The 14,409-nt window shown below is 64.5% G+C and carries 14 protein-coding genes; 3 read left to right on the top strand and 11 right to left on the bottom strand.

Annotated elements, in window-relative coordinates; genetic code table 11:
- Nucleotides 1-9: 9 nt before the first annotated feature.
- The 10 genes from PATSB16_RS05565 to PATSB16_RS05520 form a co-directional block, all read right to left on the bottom strand.
- Nucleotides 10-867 carry a tetratricopeptide repeat protein gene (locus PATSB16_RS05565; RefSeq protein ID WP_052892579.1) on the bottom strand — a complete coding sequence of 286 codons (858 nt, stop codon included), beginning with the start codon at nt 865-867 and terminating at the stop codon, nt 10-12.
- Entirely contained in the window at nt 864-1,847 is a 984-nt protein-coding gene (locus PATSB16_RS05560) for a type II secretion system F family protein (protein ID WP_047213054.1), read from the bottom strand. The genes PATSB16_RS05565 and PATSB16_RS05560 overlap by 4 nt, the downstream gene beginning before the upstream one ends.
- 7 nt (nt 1,848-1,854) lie before the next feature.
- Entirely contained in the window at nt 1,855-2,778 is a 924-nt protein-coding gene (locus tag PATSB16_RS05555; RefSeq protein WP_047213052.1) for a type II secretion system F family protein, read from the bottom strand.
- Nucleotides 2,775-4,136 (bottom strand): CpaF family protein, encoded by a 1,362-nt coding sequence (locus tag PATSB16_RS05550; RefSeq protein WP_047213051.1) that lies wholly within the window; start codon nt 4,134-4,136, stop codon nt 2,775-2,777. The genes PATSB16_RS05555 and PATSB16_RS05550 overlap by 4 nt, the downstream gene beginning before the upstream one ends.
- A gap of 7 nt (nt 4,137-4,143) precedes the next feature.
- Nucleotides 4,144-5,463 (bottom strand): CpaE/TadZ family protein, encoded by a 1,320-nt coding sequence (locus PATSB16_RS05545; RefSeq protein WP_047213050.1) that lies wholly within the window; start codon nt 5,461-5,463, stop codon nt 4,144-4,146.
- Between the two features lie 29 nt (nt 5,464-5,492).
- The gene (locus tag PATSB16_RS05540) at nt 5,493-6,800 is read right to left on the bottom strand and encodes a type II and III secretion system protein family protein (RefSeq protein WP_206093672.1); all 1,308 of its coding nucleotides are present in this window, start codon (nt 6,798-6,800) and stop codon (nt 5,493-5,495) included.
- Between the two features lie 85 nt (nt 6,801-6,885).
- Nucleotides 6,886-7,809: a Flp pilus assembly protein CpaB gene (cpaB, locus tag PATSB16_RS05535; protein WP_047213048.1), complete on the bottom strand. Its 924-nt coding sequence runs from the start codon at nt 7,807-7,809 to the stop codon at nt 6,886-6,888.
- 33 nt (nt 7,810-7,842) lie between these two features.
- On the bottom strand, nt 7,843-8,352 hold the full coding sequence (locus PATSB16_RS05530) for a TadE/TadG family type IV pilus assembly protein (protein ID WP_156884611.1): 510 nt from the start codon (nt 8,350-8,352) through the stop codon (nt 7,843-7,845).
- A 32-nt stretch (nt 8,353-8,384) separates the two neighbouring features.
- Nucleotides 8,385-8,891: an A24 family peptidase gene (locus PATSB16_RS05525; protein WP_206093671.1), complete on the bottom strand. Its 507-nt coding sequence runs from the start codon at nt 8,889-8,891 to the stop codon at nt 8,385-8,387.
- Between the two features lie 32 nt (nt 8,892-8,923).
- On the bottom strand, nt 8,924-9,118 hold the full coding sequence (locus PATSB16_RS05520) for a Flp family type IVb pilin (protein ID WP_047213044.1): 195 nt from the start codon (nt 9,116-9,118) through the stop codon (nt 8,924-8,926).
- Nucleotides 9,119-10,388: 1,270 nt separating this feature from the next.
- On the opposite strand from PATSB16_RS05520, the gene PATSB16_RS05515 reads away from it, so the two are divergent.
- The 3 genes from PATSB16_RS05515 to PATSB16_RS05505 are packed head-to-tail and all read left to right on the top strand — an operon-like array spanning nt 10,389 to nt 13,738.
- On the top strand, nt 10,389-11,837 hold the full coding sequence (locus PATSB16_RS05515) for a collagen-like triple helix repeat-containing protein (protein WP_047213043.1): 1,449 nt from the start codon (nt 10,389-10,391) through the stop codon (nt 11,835-11,837).
- 55 nt (nt 11,838-11,892) lie between these two features.
- Entirely contained in the window at nt 11,893-13,056 is a 1,164-nt protein-coding gene (locus PATSB16_RS05510) for a collagen-like triple helix repeat-containing protein (protein WP_047213041.1), read from the top strand.
- 13 nt (nt 13,057-13,069) lie between these two features.
- Complete coding sequence (locus PATSB16_RS05505) at nt 13,070-13,738, top strand: MarR family winged helix-turn-helix transcriptional regulator (protein ID WP_052892576.1); 669 nt, start codon at nt 13,070-13,072, stop codon at nt 13,736-13,738.
- A gap of 96 nt (nt 13,739-13,834) precedes the next feature.
- Here the strand turns inward: PATSB16_RS05505 and PATSB16_RS05500 are convergent, their stop codons facing one another.
- Nucleotides 13,835-14,314, bottom strand: a complete 480-nt coding sequence (locus tag PATSB16_RS05500; protein ID WP_047213040.1) for a DUF2147 domain-containing protein — start codon at nt 14,312-14,314, stop codon at nt 13,835-13,837.
- Nucleotides 14,315-14,409: the final 95 nt, after the last annotated feature.

The raw sequence follows: 14,409 nt of genomic DNA, 5'->3' as shown, positions 1-14,409 counted from the left end.
TTCTTTCCTCTACCAGCGTGGTGGGTCGGCACGCTCGAGCAGCGGCGGCGTCGGTCCATCCCAATTCCGGCGGCCGCCGTCCGTCGCGTCGGCCACGCGGGTCGGGTGCGTCGCCGCGGCTGCCGCCGACCGGGCGCGGCGCACCTGGGCTGCGCGGCGAATACTGGCGGCCAGCCTGGTTACCGCCTCGCGGGTCGCCGGCGGCATATGGGATTTTTCCATCACCGCTCGGGCCTTGGCCGGCTCCCCGGCCACGAGCAGGTAAATCGCCAGGTTGGCGATGATCTTGCCGTTGCCCGGCGCCAGTTCAGCCGCCTGGGCCAACGGTACCCGCGCGCCGGCGACATCGCCCGTGCGCAGCAGGGCAAAGCCCAGATCGTTCAGGTAGAGCGGCTCGGTCGGGGCGCGGCCCACCGCGTTGCGCAATGCGATCACCGCCGAAGGAAAGTTCTTCGCACCCGCGTCGAGCAAGCCCAGTCCGTGCCACGCAGCCGCCGCGTCCGCGGTATCCAGCAACTGATCGTAAACCGTGCGCGCGGCGTCGTTTTGTCCGGTCTCGCGCAGCGCATCGCCCTTCATCAATTCCACTGCAGGCGTCGAGCCATATTTTTGCTCGTAGGCGGCGATATGTGCCAATGCCGCAAAATACAGGCCCTTGGACTGCATATCGCGGATCAGCGACGCGTAGACCTCACGATCGTTGGGTGCGGGCTGCTTGTCGGCGGCCTGCGCACGCATCGCGGCCTCGACATTGGCGTTGTTCTGCGCCAGCCCATAACCACCGCCCGCGGCAGTCCCGCAACCGGCGAGTGCGGCCGCCAGCAATCCTGCGAACAGCATGGGCAACGTGCGCCTGCAATCGATCATCTCAAACTCCCAAGCGTGTGTGACAGCGACAGCAATGCGGGGCCGGCGATCACCAGCACCAGCGCCGGCAACAGCGTGAGCATCATCGCCAGCGTCATCTTCACCGTCAGCTTGCCGATGCGCTCCTTCATGGTTTGCCGCCGCTGTTCGCGCAGGCGGTCGCTGAATTGCTGCAGCGGTTCCTGCACCGCGCCGCCGTGCCGCTCGACCTGCACGATCAGTCGCACCAGCGCACGCAGATCATCGTTGTCGTAAACATCGCGCAGGCGTGCCAACGACTGCTCGCGCGAGCGCCCAGTACCGTACTGACGATTGGCGGTGGCGAATTCGGTGCCGAGAATCGGCAAAATGACATGAAAATCGCTGACGATCACATACAGGCTTTGATCCATCGACAGGCCGACGCCCTGCAACAGGCGCAACAGGTCGATGAGCAACGGCAACTCGTCGATCACCTTCTCGCGGCGGCGCCGGGCGCGCCCGTGCAACACCAGCTTCGGCAGGATGAGCCCGACGGCCCCCGCCGACACCAGCCGTACCAACATGTTCGCACCGTCCGTACGCAGCCAGAACCACGTCAGCACCGGCAGCAGCCCGGTCAGGGCAACGCGGGACAACAGGAACAGCGCCTGCCCGCGCGCGCCACCTTCCCCGCATTGCTCGAGCAAGCGGCGGTCTTCGTCGGCGATCAGATACTCGCCCCAGCGTGTGGCCGACCAGCGCTGCCCGACGGATACCACCATCTGCTCAAGCCGGCGCGCGGCGCGCGGCGGCGGCGCGTCGACCGCGGCCGGCGAAATCTCGCCCTGGCCGGGCGCGGCCAGACGCGTCTCGCGCGCCGCCAGCATGCGGTCGATCATCCTGCCGCTGCGCAACTGCTGGTAGGCACGCATGGCGAGCGCCCCGCCAGCCAGCAGCAAGCCGCCGGCCATCAGCAGCATCGCCAGCGTCAGCAGTTGGTGAGCAAGAGAATGTGCCATGAGCGCCTCAGATCGACTTTGCCAGGCGGTACAGCAAAAAACCGCCCAGCAACTCCAGGCCGAGCCCGATCAACAGCATTTGCTGGCCCGACGAGGTATAAAGCATGGGTTCGAAAAAACCTGGATTGACCACCATCAGAAAACCCGCGACGCAAATCGGCAGCAGCGCCAGCACCCATGCCGAGACGCGCGTCTCGGAGGACAGCGACGACAGTTCCTGCTGCGCTTGCTCGCGGTCGCGCATGAACGCGGCCATGCGCGCCAGGATTTGATCCGCGCGACCGCCAAAGCGCGTGCTCAGATCGACGATGGCGGCGAACAGGAATAATTCGTCGATGCGATGCACCCGCGCCACCTGGACCAACGCCATATCGAGATCCATGCCGGCCTGCACCTGCGCCGCCGCGCGCTGCAGCAGTCCGGCCAGCGGGTCCTCGGTATTGCCGGCGGCCGTCTGGAACGCCGAAGGCAGGCTGTTGCCGACCGTCAGCAGCCGTACCATGCTGTCCAGAAACGATGGCAATTGCCGCACGATTACCTGGTAGCGCTTCTCGGCCTTGAACCAGAAACGGAAATACACGAGCAACGTATAAAGCGCGAGTGCCACCGCCGCCGACAGCACGCCGCCAATCAGCAAGGCCAGCGCGGCGACGACCGCGGCCGGAATCAGCCACTGCGCATAAAAGCCGGGGCTCGGCAACACGCCGGCACGCTCGAAAAACCCTTCCCAGGGCCGGGCCTGCTGGCGAGCGCGCCAGGTCGGCCCGGCCTGCGCGCCGGCCTCCCTGCTTGGCACGTTGGCGGCAACCTGTCGCTCGATGAACGCCCGGGTGGCCTGATGCTGCGCCCGCAAAGCCGCGCGGCGCCACATTTCGAGGCCCGCGCCGAGCAACAGCAGCGCCGCGCACGCGAGCCACAGGAACAGGCTCATTTGTTGCGCCCCCGCCCGAAGAACCCGCCGCCGCCCACGCCTGCACCGTCCGGCACGGCGGATCCGGCACCGCGCGCCAGTTCGCGAAAGCGCTGCAATTTGGGCGAGTGGGGCTGGATGCCAAGCGCCACCCAGCGATCCTTTTCCTCGCCGTCGGGCGCGATGTAAGCCTCGTGGCGATAGAGTTCCTGCGTCGAGATCACCGCGTCGCTCACCCCGGTGACCTCCGTGATCGATAGAATCCGCCGCCGCCCGCTCGAGAGGCGGCCGATCTGCACGATGAAATCGATCGCGCTGGCGATTTGCCGGCGCAGGCTCGCCTCGCTGCCCTGGAAGCCGGCGAAACCCGCCAGCATCTCCAGCCGGTACAGGCACTCACGCGGCGAGTTGGCATGGATGGTGCCCATCGAGCCTTCGTGCCCGGTATTCATCGCCTGCATCATTTCCAGCACCTCGGCACCCCGCACTTCGCCGACGATGATGCGGTCCGGGCGCATGCGCAGGCTGTTGCGAATCAGGTCGCGAATCGTCACCTCACCGGTGCCCTCGTAGCCGCCCTGACGTGCCTCCATGCGAACCACGTGCGGGTGCGCCAGCGAAAGCTCCGCGGTGTCCTCGATGGTCACGACACGCTCGGCGTTCGGGATGAAACTGGCCAGTGCATTGAGCAGCGACGTCTTGCCCGAACTGGTGCCGCCCGAGACCAGGATGCTGCAACGCGCCTTCACCGCCGCATCGAGCAATGCATAGATTTCCTCGTTGAAGCTGCCCAGCGCCAGCAGGTCGGCAGGCTTGAGCGGATCCTTGCGAAATTTGCGGATCGACACCACCGGCCCATCCACCGCGAGCGGCTCGATCACCACGTTCAAGCGGCCCCCATCGGGCAGCCGCGCATCGACCATCGGATTGGATTCGTCGAGCCGGCGGCCAATCGGCGCCAGAATGCGGCGCACGATTCTTAGCAGATGCTGGTTGTCGGCAAAGCGCACCGGCTCGTGCTGCAGCACGCCATGACGCGACACATAGACATCGTTGTAGCCGTTGATCAAGATGTCCTCGACCAGCGGGTCGTTGAGCAGATCCTCGATCGGACCGAACCCCGCCAGCTCCTTGGTCAGCGCATCGGCGATCTGGCGCAGCTCGGACTCGTTGATCGGGATCCGGCGCAGTCTCGCGAAGCTGTCCATCTCCAGATCGACGAACTGCTGAATCGCGCCGCGCGTCCAGCGCCCGAACTCGGCGCCGAGCTCCTCGATGCGGCTGAGCAAATGCTCGTGGGCGGCATTCTTGATGTCCTGGAATTGCTGCGTCTGGGCAAAGGCGCGGTTGTCGTCGGCAAATTCAATCGCATCGCTCATGTCGAAGTCACTTTCTCATCAATTTGCCAAGCCAGCGGCGGCCCTGCGGCGGCAGAGCCGAACCAGGGCCGGACAGCCTTTCGGCCAAAGGTTTGAGGGCGCGCACGTACGCATCCTGGGGAGCGGTCTCACATGCCAATTTGCCCTGGTTGGCCGCCGCCAGCAGCGTCACCGGCCGGTCCGGCAAGACTCCGCACAGCGGCAGCTCGAAGCGCCGCGCGATCTGGTCGGCCGCCATGCCGTAGCGCGGGTCGTAACGGTTGACCACCAGTTGCATGACGCCGCGCGGCACCTCGCTGTCTTCGAGCTCGCGCAACAACGACGCCAGCGACACGATCGCCCCGACACTCTGGTCGGTCACCAACCACACTTCGTCCGCCGCGCGCGCCAGATTCGCGAGAAAGGCCATGTTGGAGAATCCGCCGAGGTCCGCCACCGTGACGTCGAAAAAACCCCGCAGCCGGTCCGTCAGCGCCAGTGCGTCGGCATGGGCGACGCTGCGCATTTCGGTGAGGTCGCGCGGCAGCGGCAGCACCACGAAGCCGCTCGCATGATGCCCCATGGCGGTATGCACCAGCGTCTCATCGAGCCGCCGCAAATTGAGCACGGCCTGGGCAAAATTGAAGTCGCTTTGGGTATTGAGGTACAGCGAGCAGTCGCCGGCCGGCAAGCCGAGATCGAGCAGCGCGGCATGACTGGCCAATGGCGCGTCCGGTGCGTTCGAGGCGCCCGCCGACGCCGCCACCGCTTCGCCGTGACTCCTGATGCCATGCGCCTGCAGCATATGCGTCAAATGGGCACTGAGCGTGCTGCAGCCCACGCCCGGGCGCACGCCCAGCAGTACGACGAACCGGCCGTGACGCAATGGCGCCGCCGCCGGCGCGGTGTGAACGCCTTCGAGCACGCGACGCACGACCTCCAGCGCCTCGTCGGCGCCGCGCGACATGTCGATGAATTCATGCACGCCGGCACGCAAGGCGGCAACCGCACCTTCCGGACACGTCGTCGAGCCGACCGCCACCAGCGGCACGGCAGGCATGCAACGCGTGAGCACCCTGGCCAGTTCGGTCGCATAAGTAATGCCGCCGCCACCGCCCTCCTGGGATGTGGCGGGATCAGCGTCACCCGAAAAATCGAGCAGCACCACTTGCGCATCGAGATCCATGACACGCTGCTGCAACAGCGCAGGCCGATCGCTCTCCTGCAGCACGATGCCGGCACCGCGCAGCGCGCTGGACAGCCACTGGCCATGCGCGCCATGCGATGAGCAGAACAGAAAACGATGCAGCTCGGTCATGGAATTCAGTATTTTGCTCGGAGCATTCATTTGAGCGCCCTCATACACCCCGCTACCGCTTATTTCGAAAAACCCGGCACTTCCGAGGAGCCGGCCGCGCCCATCAGGTAGTCGCCCCACACCGGGCCGTCGCGCTGCTCGCGGTCCTGCCCCGGCAGCGGCAACGCCACCCCCTTGGCAATCGGCTTGACCAGATGGGGCGTCACGATAATCACCAGTTCCTTTTCATCCTGCGAATACTGCAGACTGCGAAAGAAAGTGCCGATGATGGGCAGATCGCCCAGCAATGGCACCTTGTCGACATTCGACATCGTGGTGCGCGAAACCAGGCCGCTGATCACAAAGCTCTCGCCATCGCCGAGCTCCACCGTGGTATCGGCCCGGCGCGTCGTGATGGCCGGAATCTGAATGCTGTTGGTGGTAATGGCATTGCTGAAATCGATCTCGCTGGCCTCGGGCGCGACCTTCAAGGCAATGCGGTCGTGGGAGAGCACCGTCGGGGTGACGGTCAGGCCGATCCCGTACGGTTTGTAGACGATATCGGTAGTGCCCAGGCCGCCCGACTCGGGGATCGGCAGCTCGCCACCCGCCAGGAAGCTGGCACTCTGTCCCGACAGCGCCACCAGCGTCGGCTCGGCCAGCACGCGCGCCAACCCGTTGCTTTGCAGAAAGCTCAGGTTGCCGGCAAAGCGCAGCCAGCCGGAGGTGGGTGCAATGACCAGATTGAAGGCGTTGGATAGCGGCCCGCCGCTGCCGCTGATACCCGATACGCCGTTCTTGCCGTTGTGCTGCAACAGGAAACCGAAACCGGCCTGCTTGAGCGCGGTCTTGCTGAATTCGACAATCTTTACGTCGACCTGAACCACGCCGCGCGTACCCACCGTCGAGGTGTCGAGCACATGACCCTTGCTGCCCGCGGCATCGGCTGCAGCCATCGCCGTGCGCTGATGCGACAACATCGAGGATGCCTGCCCGCTGATCACCGCGGCGCCGTCGCTGACGGTAAGCGCGGCATCGCCGCGCGCATTCTGCGGCGGCAATGCCGATTCGAGCGCGCCGCGCACCTGCACGTGCCACACCCGGGTCGTACCGTTGCGCTGCCACGCAGTGACCGTCGTGGTGCCGGCCTTCTTACCAACCAACAGCACGCCGCCGCGCGCGCCGCCCTCGCCGCGCAGCACGAGCACGTCAGCCACCGCCGGGTCCGCCACCGCAATGCGTGCCAAACCAGCCGGCAGTCGCAGTTCACGCTGCTCATGCAGGCCCAGCACCAGCGTCGACGCGTTGTCTCCAGCAGCAACGGCGCACCAGGCCAGACACATCAACAGCATGCCGGCGAGAAATCTTGCGTAGCGTATGGGGCTCATCTTCATCCTGTCTTGGCTCATCCTGTGGTGAGTGCCGGTGGCGTGTGGCCCGAGCTTGATTGACTCACGTATTTCGGCAAACGAATTAATAAGGCTCGGCCTGCTGGCGCGCCCCCCGGATCACCTGCACGGTTCGCTCGCGCCGTACTTCGCCATTCACGTGCACGGCTGGCGCCGGGTGCGACGCATCGTCCCGGCCGGCCAACTGCCCCAACGCCAGCCCCGCGTAGGCCCGGTTGTCGGGGTTTTGCAGCGCCTCGTGCTGCGCCTGATCGAGATTGCTTCTGGCCATCAGCACCGTTGCGGGTCGGGGAAACAGGGTGGGATCGGACACTTCGTTATCGTTCGGCGCGCGCAGCGCCAGCGTCAGCTTGCCGTTTTGCGCCGCCAGCGTCAGCCGGTTGACGCTGTTGACCGGTACCGCGAGCACCGCGGTGGACGCTGGGGCCGCCGTCGCGCCCTTCTTCGCGCCGCCGTTGCGGTTGTCCAGCGTCGCCGCGCCGTAGGCCAGCACGCGCACACGGGAGGCCAGCAGACGCGACTGGGCAACGGCGGGGTTCTGGCCAAGTCGCAGCGAGAAGAACACATCGACATAGTCGCCCGGCTTGATACGATTGCCCACGGCAGACAGCGCGTTGACCGGCACCGCCACGGCGCGCTCGCCATCGGCCAATTGTGTTGCCAAGCCATGCGCCAGCGTGCTGGGCATAATCGGCGCACCAGCGGCCACGGCCACTACCGGCACTTGCCCAATGACATCAGCGGCGCTGGCGTAGCTGCCGGCTGGGGGATTCGTCATGGGCGTAAGCTTGAGCGCCGCGGCCGTGATCGGCACACCCGGCGCCAGCGCCTGCGCCGCGACCACCACGGCGTGCTGCGCGGCCAAGGCCGGCGAGCCCGCCGGCGGCACTGGCGGCGCGGGCCGGTGCCCCAGGATGAGCGCGAACACGGCAAGCGCCAGACCCGCTAACACCAGCGCAATTGCTATGATCTTGGTGGCTTTGTTCATGGATTTTTGTAGTAATGGAAATCGGGGCGAAATTCAGCCGCTCACGCACGTGCTGCCAGCGCCCAGGTCGGAAGTATTGAGCGTTACTGCAGCACTCGCATTCAACGTCTGCGGAATCAGATCGCCCAGTCCTGGCCAATTCGCCACCAGTTGCTGCTTGACCGACAGCGTGACGTGCAGGATGCATTGCGCCGGCGTGCTCGCGCTCGTGGTGCCATCGGCCGGACACGGATATTGGGTGTCTTGCACGAACTGTGGCTGGCCCACTGGCACGGCCGGCCATGACAGACCATTGCGCACCGCCTGAGTCGCCAGATTCTCCCGGTCGGCCAGCGAGCAGCCGCGCAACGCGGCACGGGCACCCTCGGCAGTCGCCTGGGTCACCATTTGCTGCGCCAACAACGTGACCGCAAAGGCCACGCCTACGTAAAACGCCGGCAGCAACACTGCCATGATGAGCATGAACTCGATTGCCGCGACTCCCCGTTGTTGGCGCGGCACCCGGTGGTTAGCCACCCTGGCCCGCTTTAGCGTGCATTGCATGTTTCTCCTCGAGCCCACATTCCCACACTGTCTCAAATGCTCGCGATCACCAGCGCCGATAACGCAAGGAACGCCGCGTACGGCATACCGTGGCGCCCCGCGCGCATCTGCCGCAAGCGCTCGCCGCAGGGACGTCCGGCCAGCTTTGCCTCGACCAGTGCCAGCGCGGGGCGGCTGCGCGCAAACCACAGCGCCACCAACGCCGCACCATTGAGCAGCGAGGCGAGCGCCCAAACCGGCAGCAGCATGCGATAGCCGAGCAGAAAACCGATGACGGCAAACAACTTGACATCCCCTGCCCCCATCCAGCCGATCACCCAGAAAGGCAACAGCGCCAGCAGGCCGAGACCCAGCCCCAGCAGATGCACGCTCGCGCTGTGCCAGGAACCGCCCTGGATTAATTGCCATGCCAGCCAGCCGGCCTGCAGCAACATGATCGCCGCGAGCAGCGTGTTCGGGACGCGGCGCGCCAGCAAATCGGTGCACAGCGCCGGTATGCAAAGTATGGCAAGCAACAGCATTGGCACATGGAAAGACAAAGACTTGCTCCGTCTCGCGTTGCTGTTGAAACTCAACTGCCACCAGATGCGGCTGTGGCCGCTTGCACGTTCGTGTTGACGGTGCTGAACAAAGATTTCAGCGTCGACTGGAATTGAGTGTAGAAAAACGACCCAATGACAGCCGCCACCACGGCCGCCAGCACGCCATACTCCAGCGTCGTTACACCGTCTTCTTCACGCAGAAACTGAATAATTTTGCTTTTCATGACAATCTCCTATCCCAGCTCAACCACAATTAAAACGTAATTCGAATTAATCACAACGATGCGCGCGACCGCCAGCCCAGCACGACAGGCGCAGTCGGGATACACGGTAACCATGGATTGTGCGGCGCCCTGCACGGGGCACCATTTGCCGGGCAAGCGCGCCGGCAATCTCGCTATTGATGAATTCCAAATGCATTGGCCGCCCCCGTTCCTTTCGCATTCAACCTATGCCCGCAACAAGGCACGGCGGAAGCAAACGCATCCGGGATCGGCCACTTTGCGGAGAGACCCTTAGCAGGGTTCTTTATTGACTATACGTTTTAAATACCTATATCGGCATTTTGCTACAACACTAAAGCAATTATCCATGCATTACTAAAGAATTCCTATTGAAGTTTTAGTCAAATGTAAGAAATCGTTAATGTAAAGCATGACCTTACATTACTCCAAAATGATTTTTGCGCAATATGCATTGGGGAAAATCAGGATAACCACCTGGCGTGCAAAAGACTCATTTCATAGTGGGTTTTGAACGTTTACTGCAAGCCAAAGCCACCGCCCTTCCCCCCCTCCCAGGCGCCGCTTCTTTCGCGTTTCAAATCAAATTGTTAAATAACGCTGAGGTTCTTGACTTTTGCCTGCCAACTCCGTAGTTGGCAGGCTGAATGCCCTGCGCCGCAACGATCCCCGCCAAACCTGAACGTTACGTAACAGGCCCCGTAACCCGTAACGTGTAACGGGCTTTTTGGCGCCGCGCCCGACACCTATCGAGCCATTTCGCGGATCGCATTTACTTTGAAAGTAGAGATTCTTGAATTTCTTTTTTCAAATAAAACCAAGCGTTTGCGGCCGTTTAGAGCTTTTAATCTAATTCCTGGGTAGCGCCCCCATCGAAAGCTGGCATCGATATTGCTCATCTCCCCGTATCAGGACCGGAACACGATGGGGGAGACATGTTATTTCGCACGACAAAACAATATGGGCAGTTATATCGCTCCGCGATGATTCCCGCGGCAGCATGCGACGCAGCCCAAGGCGATACCGAACGTAGTTGCGGGAGCCCGGGGAGGGGCGGATGCAAAGGCGGTGGCGCACGCGCCACCGCCGCTCCGTTTTCACCGTGCGAACTGCCCAGCGGCATGGCAGTGCGTTTTTCACGGCAATTTTCCACACTGCTCGAGCAACATCATTTCATTTACCACACCGGCCGGACGGCGTTTGCGCGCCACGCGATCGGCACACGCTTGAACTGATCACTGGGGGAACGATCATGAACCATTTCAATATCAACAGGAAACTCGCCATCGCCGCTTGCGCCGGCGCACTGCTGGCTTTGGCCGGCTGCGCCTCGGATGGCTCCGGCACGATGAGCAGCTCGCTCGGCGGCGGCAGCACGACCGGCGGCAGTCCCACCACGGGGGGCAACCCGGGCAGTAGCACCACCGGCACCACCACACCAAGCGGTGGCACCACCGCCAGCGTCAATCCGATCGGCACGGTGGCCAGCACCGCCGGCACCGGCGTCGTATCGCAGGCCGGTCAAACGGTCTCGGATCTCGGCACCGCCCTTGGCACGGTACCGGTTCCTGGCGTGAGCACGCAAACGACGCAGGGGCTGAGCAACGCTGTGGTCGATACGGGGAACGCGGTTTCTTCCCTGGGCAGCGGATTGACCAATGGGCTGGGCCAACTCGGCGCGGTGAGCGATCCATTGAATCCGACGGTGGCCAGTGTCGGCGGCGTGGTGTCCAACCTTGGCACCGCAGGCGAGAGTCTCGGGAGCGCCGTGAGCGGCCTCGGACAAAGCGGACCGCTGGCCAATACGCCGATAGCAGGCCTGACCGGCTTGCTGGGCGGCGCTGTATCGAGCGTGGGACAAATGGGTGTCACCGGCGGCAATACGCTGACGCAGGCCCTGAGCACCGGGCCGGTTGAGCAGCTGACCTCAAGTCTGAGCCAGGTCATCACGCCGATCACGTCAACCGTTACGAGCGCGACCCAAACCATCGGCAGCACCACCGGCCTCGGCTCGCCGGTCAACGGTCTGCTCGCGACACTTGGCGGCGCGGTCAATACGGCCGGCATCCAGTTGGGCAGCAGCGTCAACAACCCGATCGCCAAGGACGTCGGTGGCATCGTCAGCGGCGTGGGCAATACCGTGGCCAGCTTGGGAGGCGTCGTCAACGGAACGGGCAGCTCGAGCGCGGGCAATCCGCTGGGTGGTTTGCTCGGCGGCCTCGGGGGCTCGCTGGGCGGTGCCACCGGGGGTAGCGGCAGCGGCCCGCTGGCGCCCGTCACCGGGCTGGTCGGCAGTTTGACTGGCGCGCTTGGGGGCGCAGCTGGCGGCACGGGCAGCAGCCCGCTGGCCCCGGTTACCGGCCTGGTGAACAGCCTGACCGGCGCGCTCAGCGGCGCAGCTGGCGGCACGGGCAGCAGCCCGCTGGCGCCGGTCACCGGACTGGTGAACAGCCTGACCGGCGCGCTCGGCGGCGCGGCAGGCGGCACGGGCAGCACCAGCCCGCTGGCGCCGGTCACCGGACTGCTGAACACCGTCACCGGAGCGCTTGGCGGCGCAGCTGGCGGCACGGGCAGCACCAGCCCGCTGGCGCCGGTCACCGGATTGCTCAATACGGTGACCGCCCCCCTCAGCAGCGCCACCGGCAGCACTGGCAGCAGCAATCCATTGGCGCCAATTACTGGCTTGCTTGGCAAGCTCTAACCCAACTTCAAATTCATTAACACATCTTCATATTCAAAGACTTCGGGAGACCAACATGATCACGACATCGAAAACATTGCTCGCAGCCGCAGCCTGCGCCACTTTTGCCCTGAGCGGTTGCGGCGGCGGCGGCGGCGGCGCGGCCGACACCACCGGCAGCACCACGCCCAACGCGATCGGCACCACCTCGGGTTCGCTGGGCGGCGTAGTCAGCAGCGCCGGCAACGCCGTCACCGCGCTGGGCAAACAAGCGGCGAGCACCAACCTGCCGGTGGTCAGCACGCAAACCACCCAAGGTCTCGGCAACTCGCTTGCCTCCACCGGCACCGCCGTGTCCGATCTCGGTACTGGGATCACGAACGGGCTGGGTCAGCTCGGCGCATCGTCCGACCCGGTGGGAACTACCGTGGCCAGCACCGGCAACGTGGTGACGGATCTGGGCAATGCCGGCATCAATCTTGGTAGTGCCGTATCAGGCGTCGGCCAGAGCGGGCCGTTGGCCAATACCCCAGTCGCGGGGTTGACCGGCGCGCTCGGCAACGTCGTCAGCGAAGTCGGCCAGGCGGGCGTGGCAGGCGGCAGCATTCTCGGTCAGTCGGTGTCCGGCGGGCCGGTCAAGCAATTGACCACGGCGCTGAGCTCGGCGGTCACGCCGATTACGAACACGCTGGCCAATACGACGCAGACGGTGGGCGGCACTACCGGTCTTGGCAGCCCTCTGGCGGGCCTGCTTGGCACCGTGGGCGGCGCAGTCGCTACGGTCGGTCAGCAAGTGACCGCCTCCGCACCGGCGCCGTTCGTCGGCGACCTAGGCCTGACCGTCGGAGCACTGGGCAACACCGTGGCCAGCGCTGGCGGTTTGCTCAACGGCAGCACCGGCTCGGGTAGCGTGAATCCGCTCGGCGGCCTGCTGGGCAACTTCGGTAGCGGCTTGACGGGCGGCGGCGGCAGCGGCAGCGGCACCACGGGTAATCCGCTGGCCCCGGTCACCGGCGCGCTCGGCGGGTTGGGCGGCGCCGGCGCCAGCGGCAATCCGCTGGCACCCGTGACCGGCCTGCTCGGCGGGCTGGGCGGAGCCGCCGGTAGCAGCGGCAGCAGTCCGCTGGCGCCGGTCACGAGTCTGCTCGGCAGCACCGGCGGGTCCGGCGGCGTCGGCGGCCTGCTGGCCCCGGTCACCAGCTTGCTGAGCTCGCTGGGCGGTGTAACCGCCACTAAATGAGGGGGAACAGATCATGGCTCGCTATGCCCACGATATCGGCGCTTTCTTTAGCGGCCATGGCGACCTCGCAAGCGGCGCCGCGGACTCCGTGGCGCCGTTCGAGGCGACCGAGGCAACCGTTTCGCCGTTTTGCTCATCCGTCCCCACTATGAATGACCGACAATCGAATCGCGGCGACCTGCTCAATGGCATTGCCCGCTCGCTGGGCCGCCGTCTGAGCGTCTATACCGCCTTGTATCATGCCGCGCTGGCCGACCAGTTGGGGCTGAACATGACGGACCTGAATGCACTCGACTTGATTCTCGAACTCGAGTCGGTCACTGCGGGGCAATTGGCCGAACTCATGAGCGTGAGCTCCGGGGGCATCACCACCGTCATCGATCGCCTGGAACGTGCCGGCTTTGTCGAGCGCGAGAAGGATCCCAGCGATCGACGCATCGTGGTGGTTCATCCGGTCGCGCAGCGCTGCGAGGAAATTTCGCGCTTCCTCTCGTCGATCACGCGCGAGATCACGGCCATCAGTGCGGCTTACGACCACAACGAACTTGCCGCGATTCACGATTTCCTGGTGCAAAGCATCCGGACGCTGAAGAGCGAAACGCTCCGGCTTCGCATCGAGTCCCATCAGAACGGGGCGACCAACCCGCGCAAAGCGAAAGGGGAACCCAAAGGCAAGTCATAGCGATGAGACGAGTTCGATGGCAGGCCTGCTATCGATCCCAAAACAAAGCGCCCGCCATTCGGCGGGCGCTTTGTTTCGGCATGCAAACCGTTTAGATCACTGCTCGCGGATCCACGTCTGCGTACGCCCCAGCAGCGAAATACCGAGGTACCCGCGCACTTTGAGCTTCTGCCCGCCGTCGACGACTTTGAGCTTGCAGCTGTAGTTCATGCCATTTTCCGGATCGAGGATGTGGCCGCCGTCGTAGACGTCGCCATCCTTGTGAATGCCCTCCATGATTTCCATGCCGAGCATCTTTTGGCCCTTGCGTGCCCCGGTGCAGGCGGTGCATACGCGATTGGGATCGTCGTTGGGCTCGAGCCCCTTGATGATGGTGCCCGTGTATTCGCCGTTTTGCTCGGCGATCTTGATCAGCGCCTTGGGTTTGCCGGTCTTGTCGTCGATCGTGCGCCACACGCCCACCGGGCTATCGGTTGCCTGGGCCCAGGTAATCGCCGCACTGCCGATCAAAGCTGCCGCTACTGCCAACTGCATGCCTGCGCGGCGCGCTCGGCCGCCTAAAATCGAGAAACGCATGATGTCTTCCTCCCAATTGAATCGAATGATTTTGTGTGGCGCCGCATGAGATGCGGCGCCATCGTCAAGAGTACGACAAGATCGACGCAATGTGC

The sequence above is a fragment of the Pandoraea thiooxydans genome, assembly GCF_001931675.1.
GTDB classification, from domain to species: domain Bacteria; phylum Pseudomonadota; class Gammaproteobacteria; order Burkholderiales; family Burkholderiaceae; genus Pandoraea; species Pandoraea thiooxydans.
Note: the sequence above shows the minus strand (reverse complement) of the source record. Positions and strands in the feature narration are given on the sequence as shown.

Bases quoted from the DNA above. Each gene is read 5' to 3' on its own strand.
- PATSB16_RS05565 (WP_052892579.1), bottom strand. From the start codon at position 867: ATGATCGATTGCAGGCGCACGTTGCCCATGCTGTTCGCAGGATTGCTG.
- PATSB16_RS05560 (WP_047213054.1), bottom strand. From the start codon at position 1,847: ATGGCACATTCTCTTGCTCACCAACTGCTGACGCTGGCGATGCTGCTG.
- PATSB16_RS05555 (WP_047213052.1), bottom strand. From the start codon at position 2,778: ATGAGCCTGTTCCTGTGGCTCGCGTGCGCGGCGCTGCTGTTGCTCGGC.
- PATSB16_RS05550 (WP_047213051.1), bottom strand. From the start codon at position 4,136: ATGAGCGATGCGATTGAATTTGCCGACGACAACCGCGCCTTTGCCCAG.
- PATSB16_RS05545 (WP_047213050.1), bottom strand. From the start codon at position 5,463: ATGAATGCTCCGAGCAAAATACTGAATTCCATGACCGAGCTGCATCGT.
- PATSB16_RS05540 (WP_206093672.1), bottom strand. From the start codon at position 6,800: ATGAGCCCCATACGCTACGCAAGATTTCTCGCCGGCATGCTGTTGATG.
- cpaB (WP_047213048.1), bottom strand. From the start codon at position 7,809: ATGAACAAAGCCACCAAGATCATAGCAATTGCGCTGGTGTTAGCGGGT.
- PATSB16_RS05530 (WP_156884611.1), bottom strand. From the start codon at position 8,352: ATGCAATGCACGCTAAAGCGGGCCAGGGTGGCTAACCACCGGGTGCCG.
- PATSB16_RS05520 (WP_047213044.1), bottom strand. From the start codon at position 9,118: ATGAAAAGCAAAATTATTCAGTTTCTGCGTGAAGAAGACGGTGTAACG.
- PATSB16_RS05515 (WP_047213043.1), top strand. From the start codon at position 10,389: ATGAACCATTTCAATATCAACAGGAAACTCGCCATCGCCGCTTGCGCC.
- PATSB16_RS05510 (WP_047213041.1), top strand. From the start codon at position 11,893: ATGATCACGACATCGAAAACATTGCTCGCAGCCGCAGCCTGCGCCACT.
- PATSB16_RS05505 (WP_052892576.1), top strand. From the start codon at position 13,070: ATGGCTCGCTATGCCCACGATATCGGCGCTTTCTTTAGCGGCCATGGC.
- PATSB16_RS05500 (WP_047213040.1), bottom strand. From the start codon at position 14,314: ATGCGTTTCTCGATTTTAGGCGGCCGAGCGCGCCGCGCAGGCATGCAG.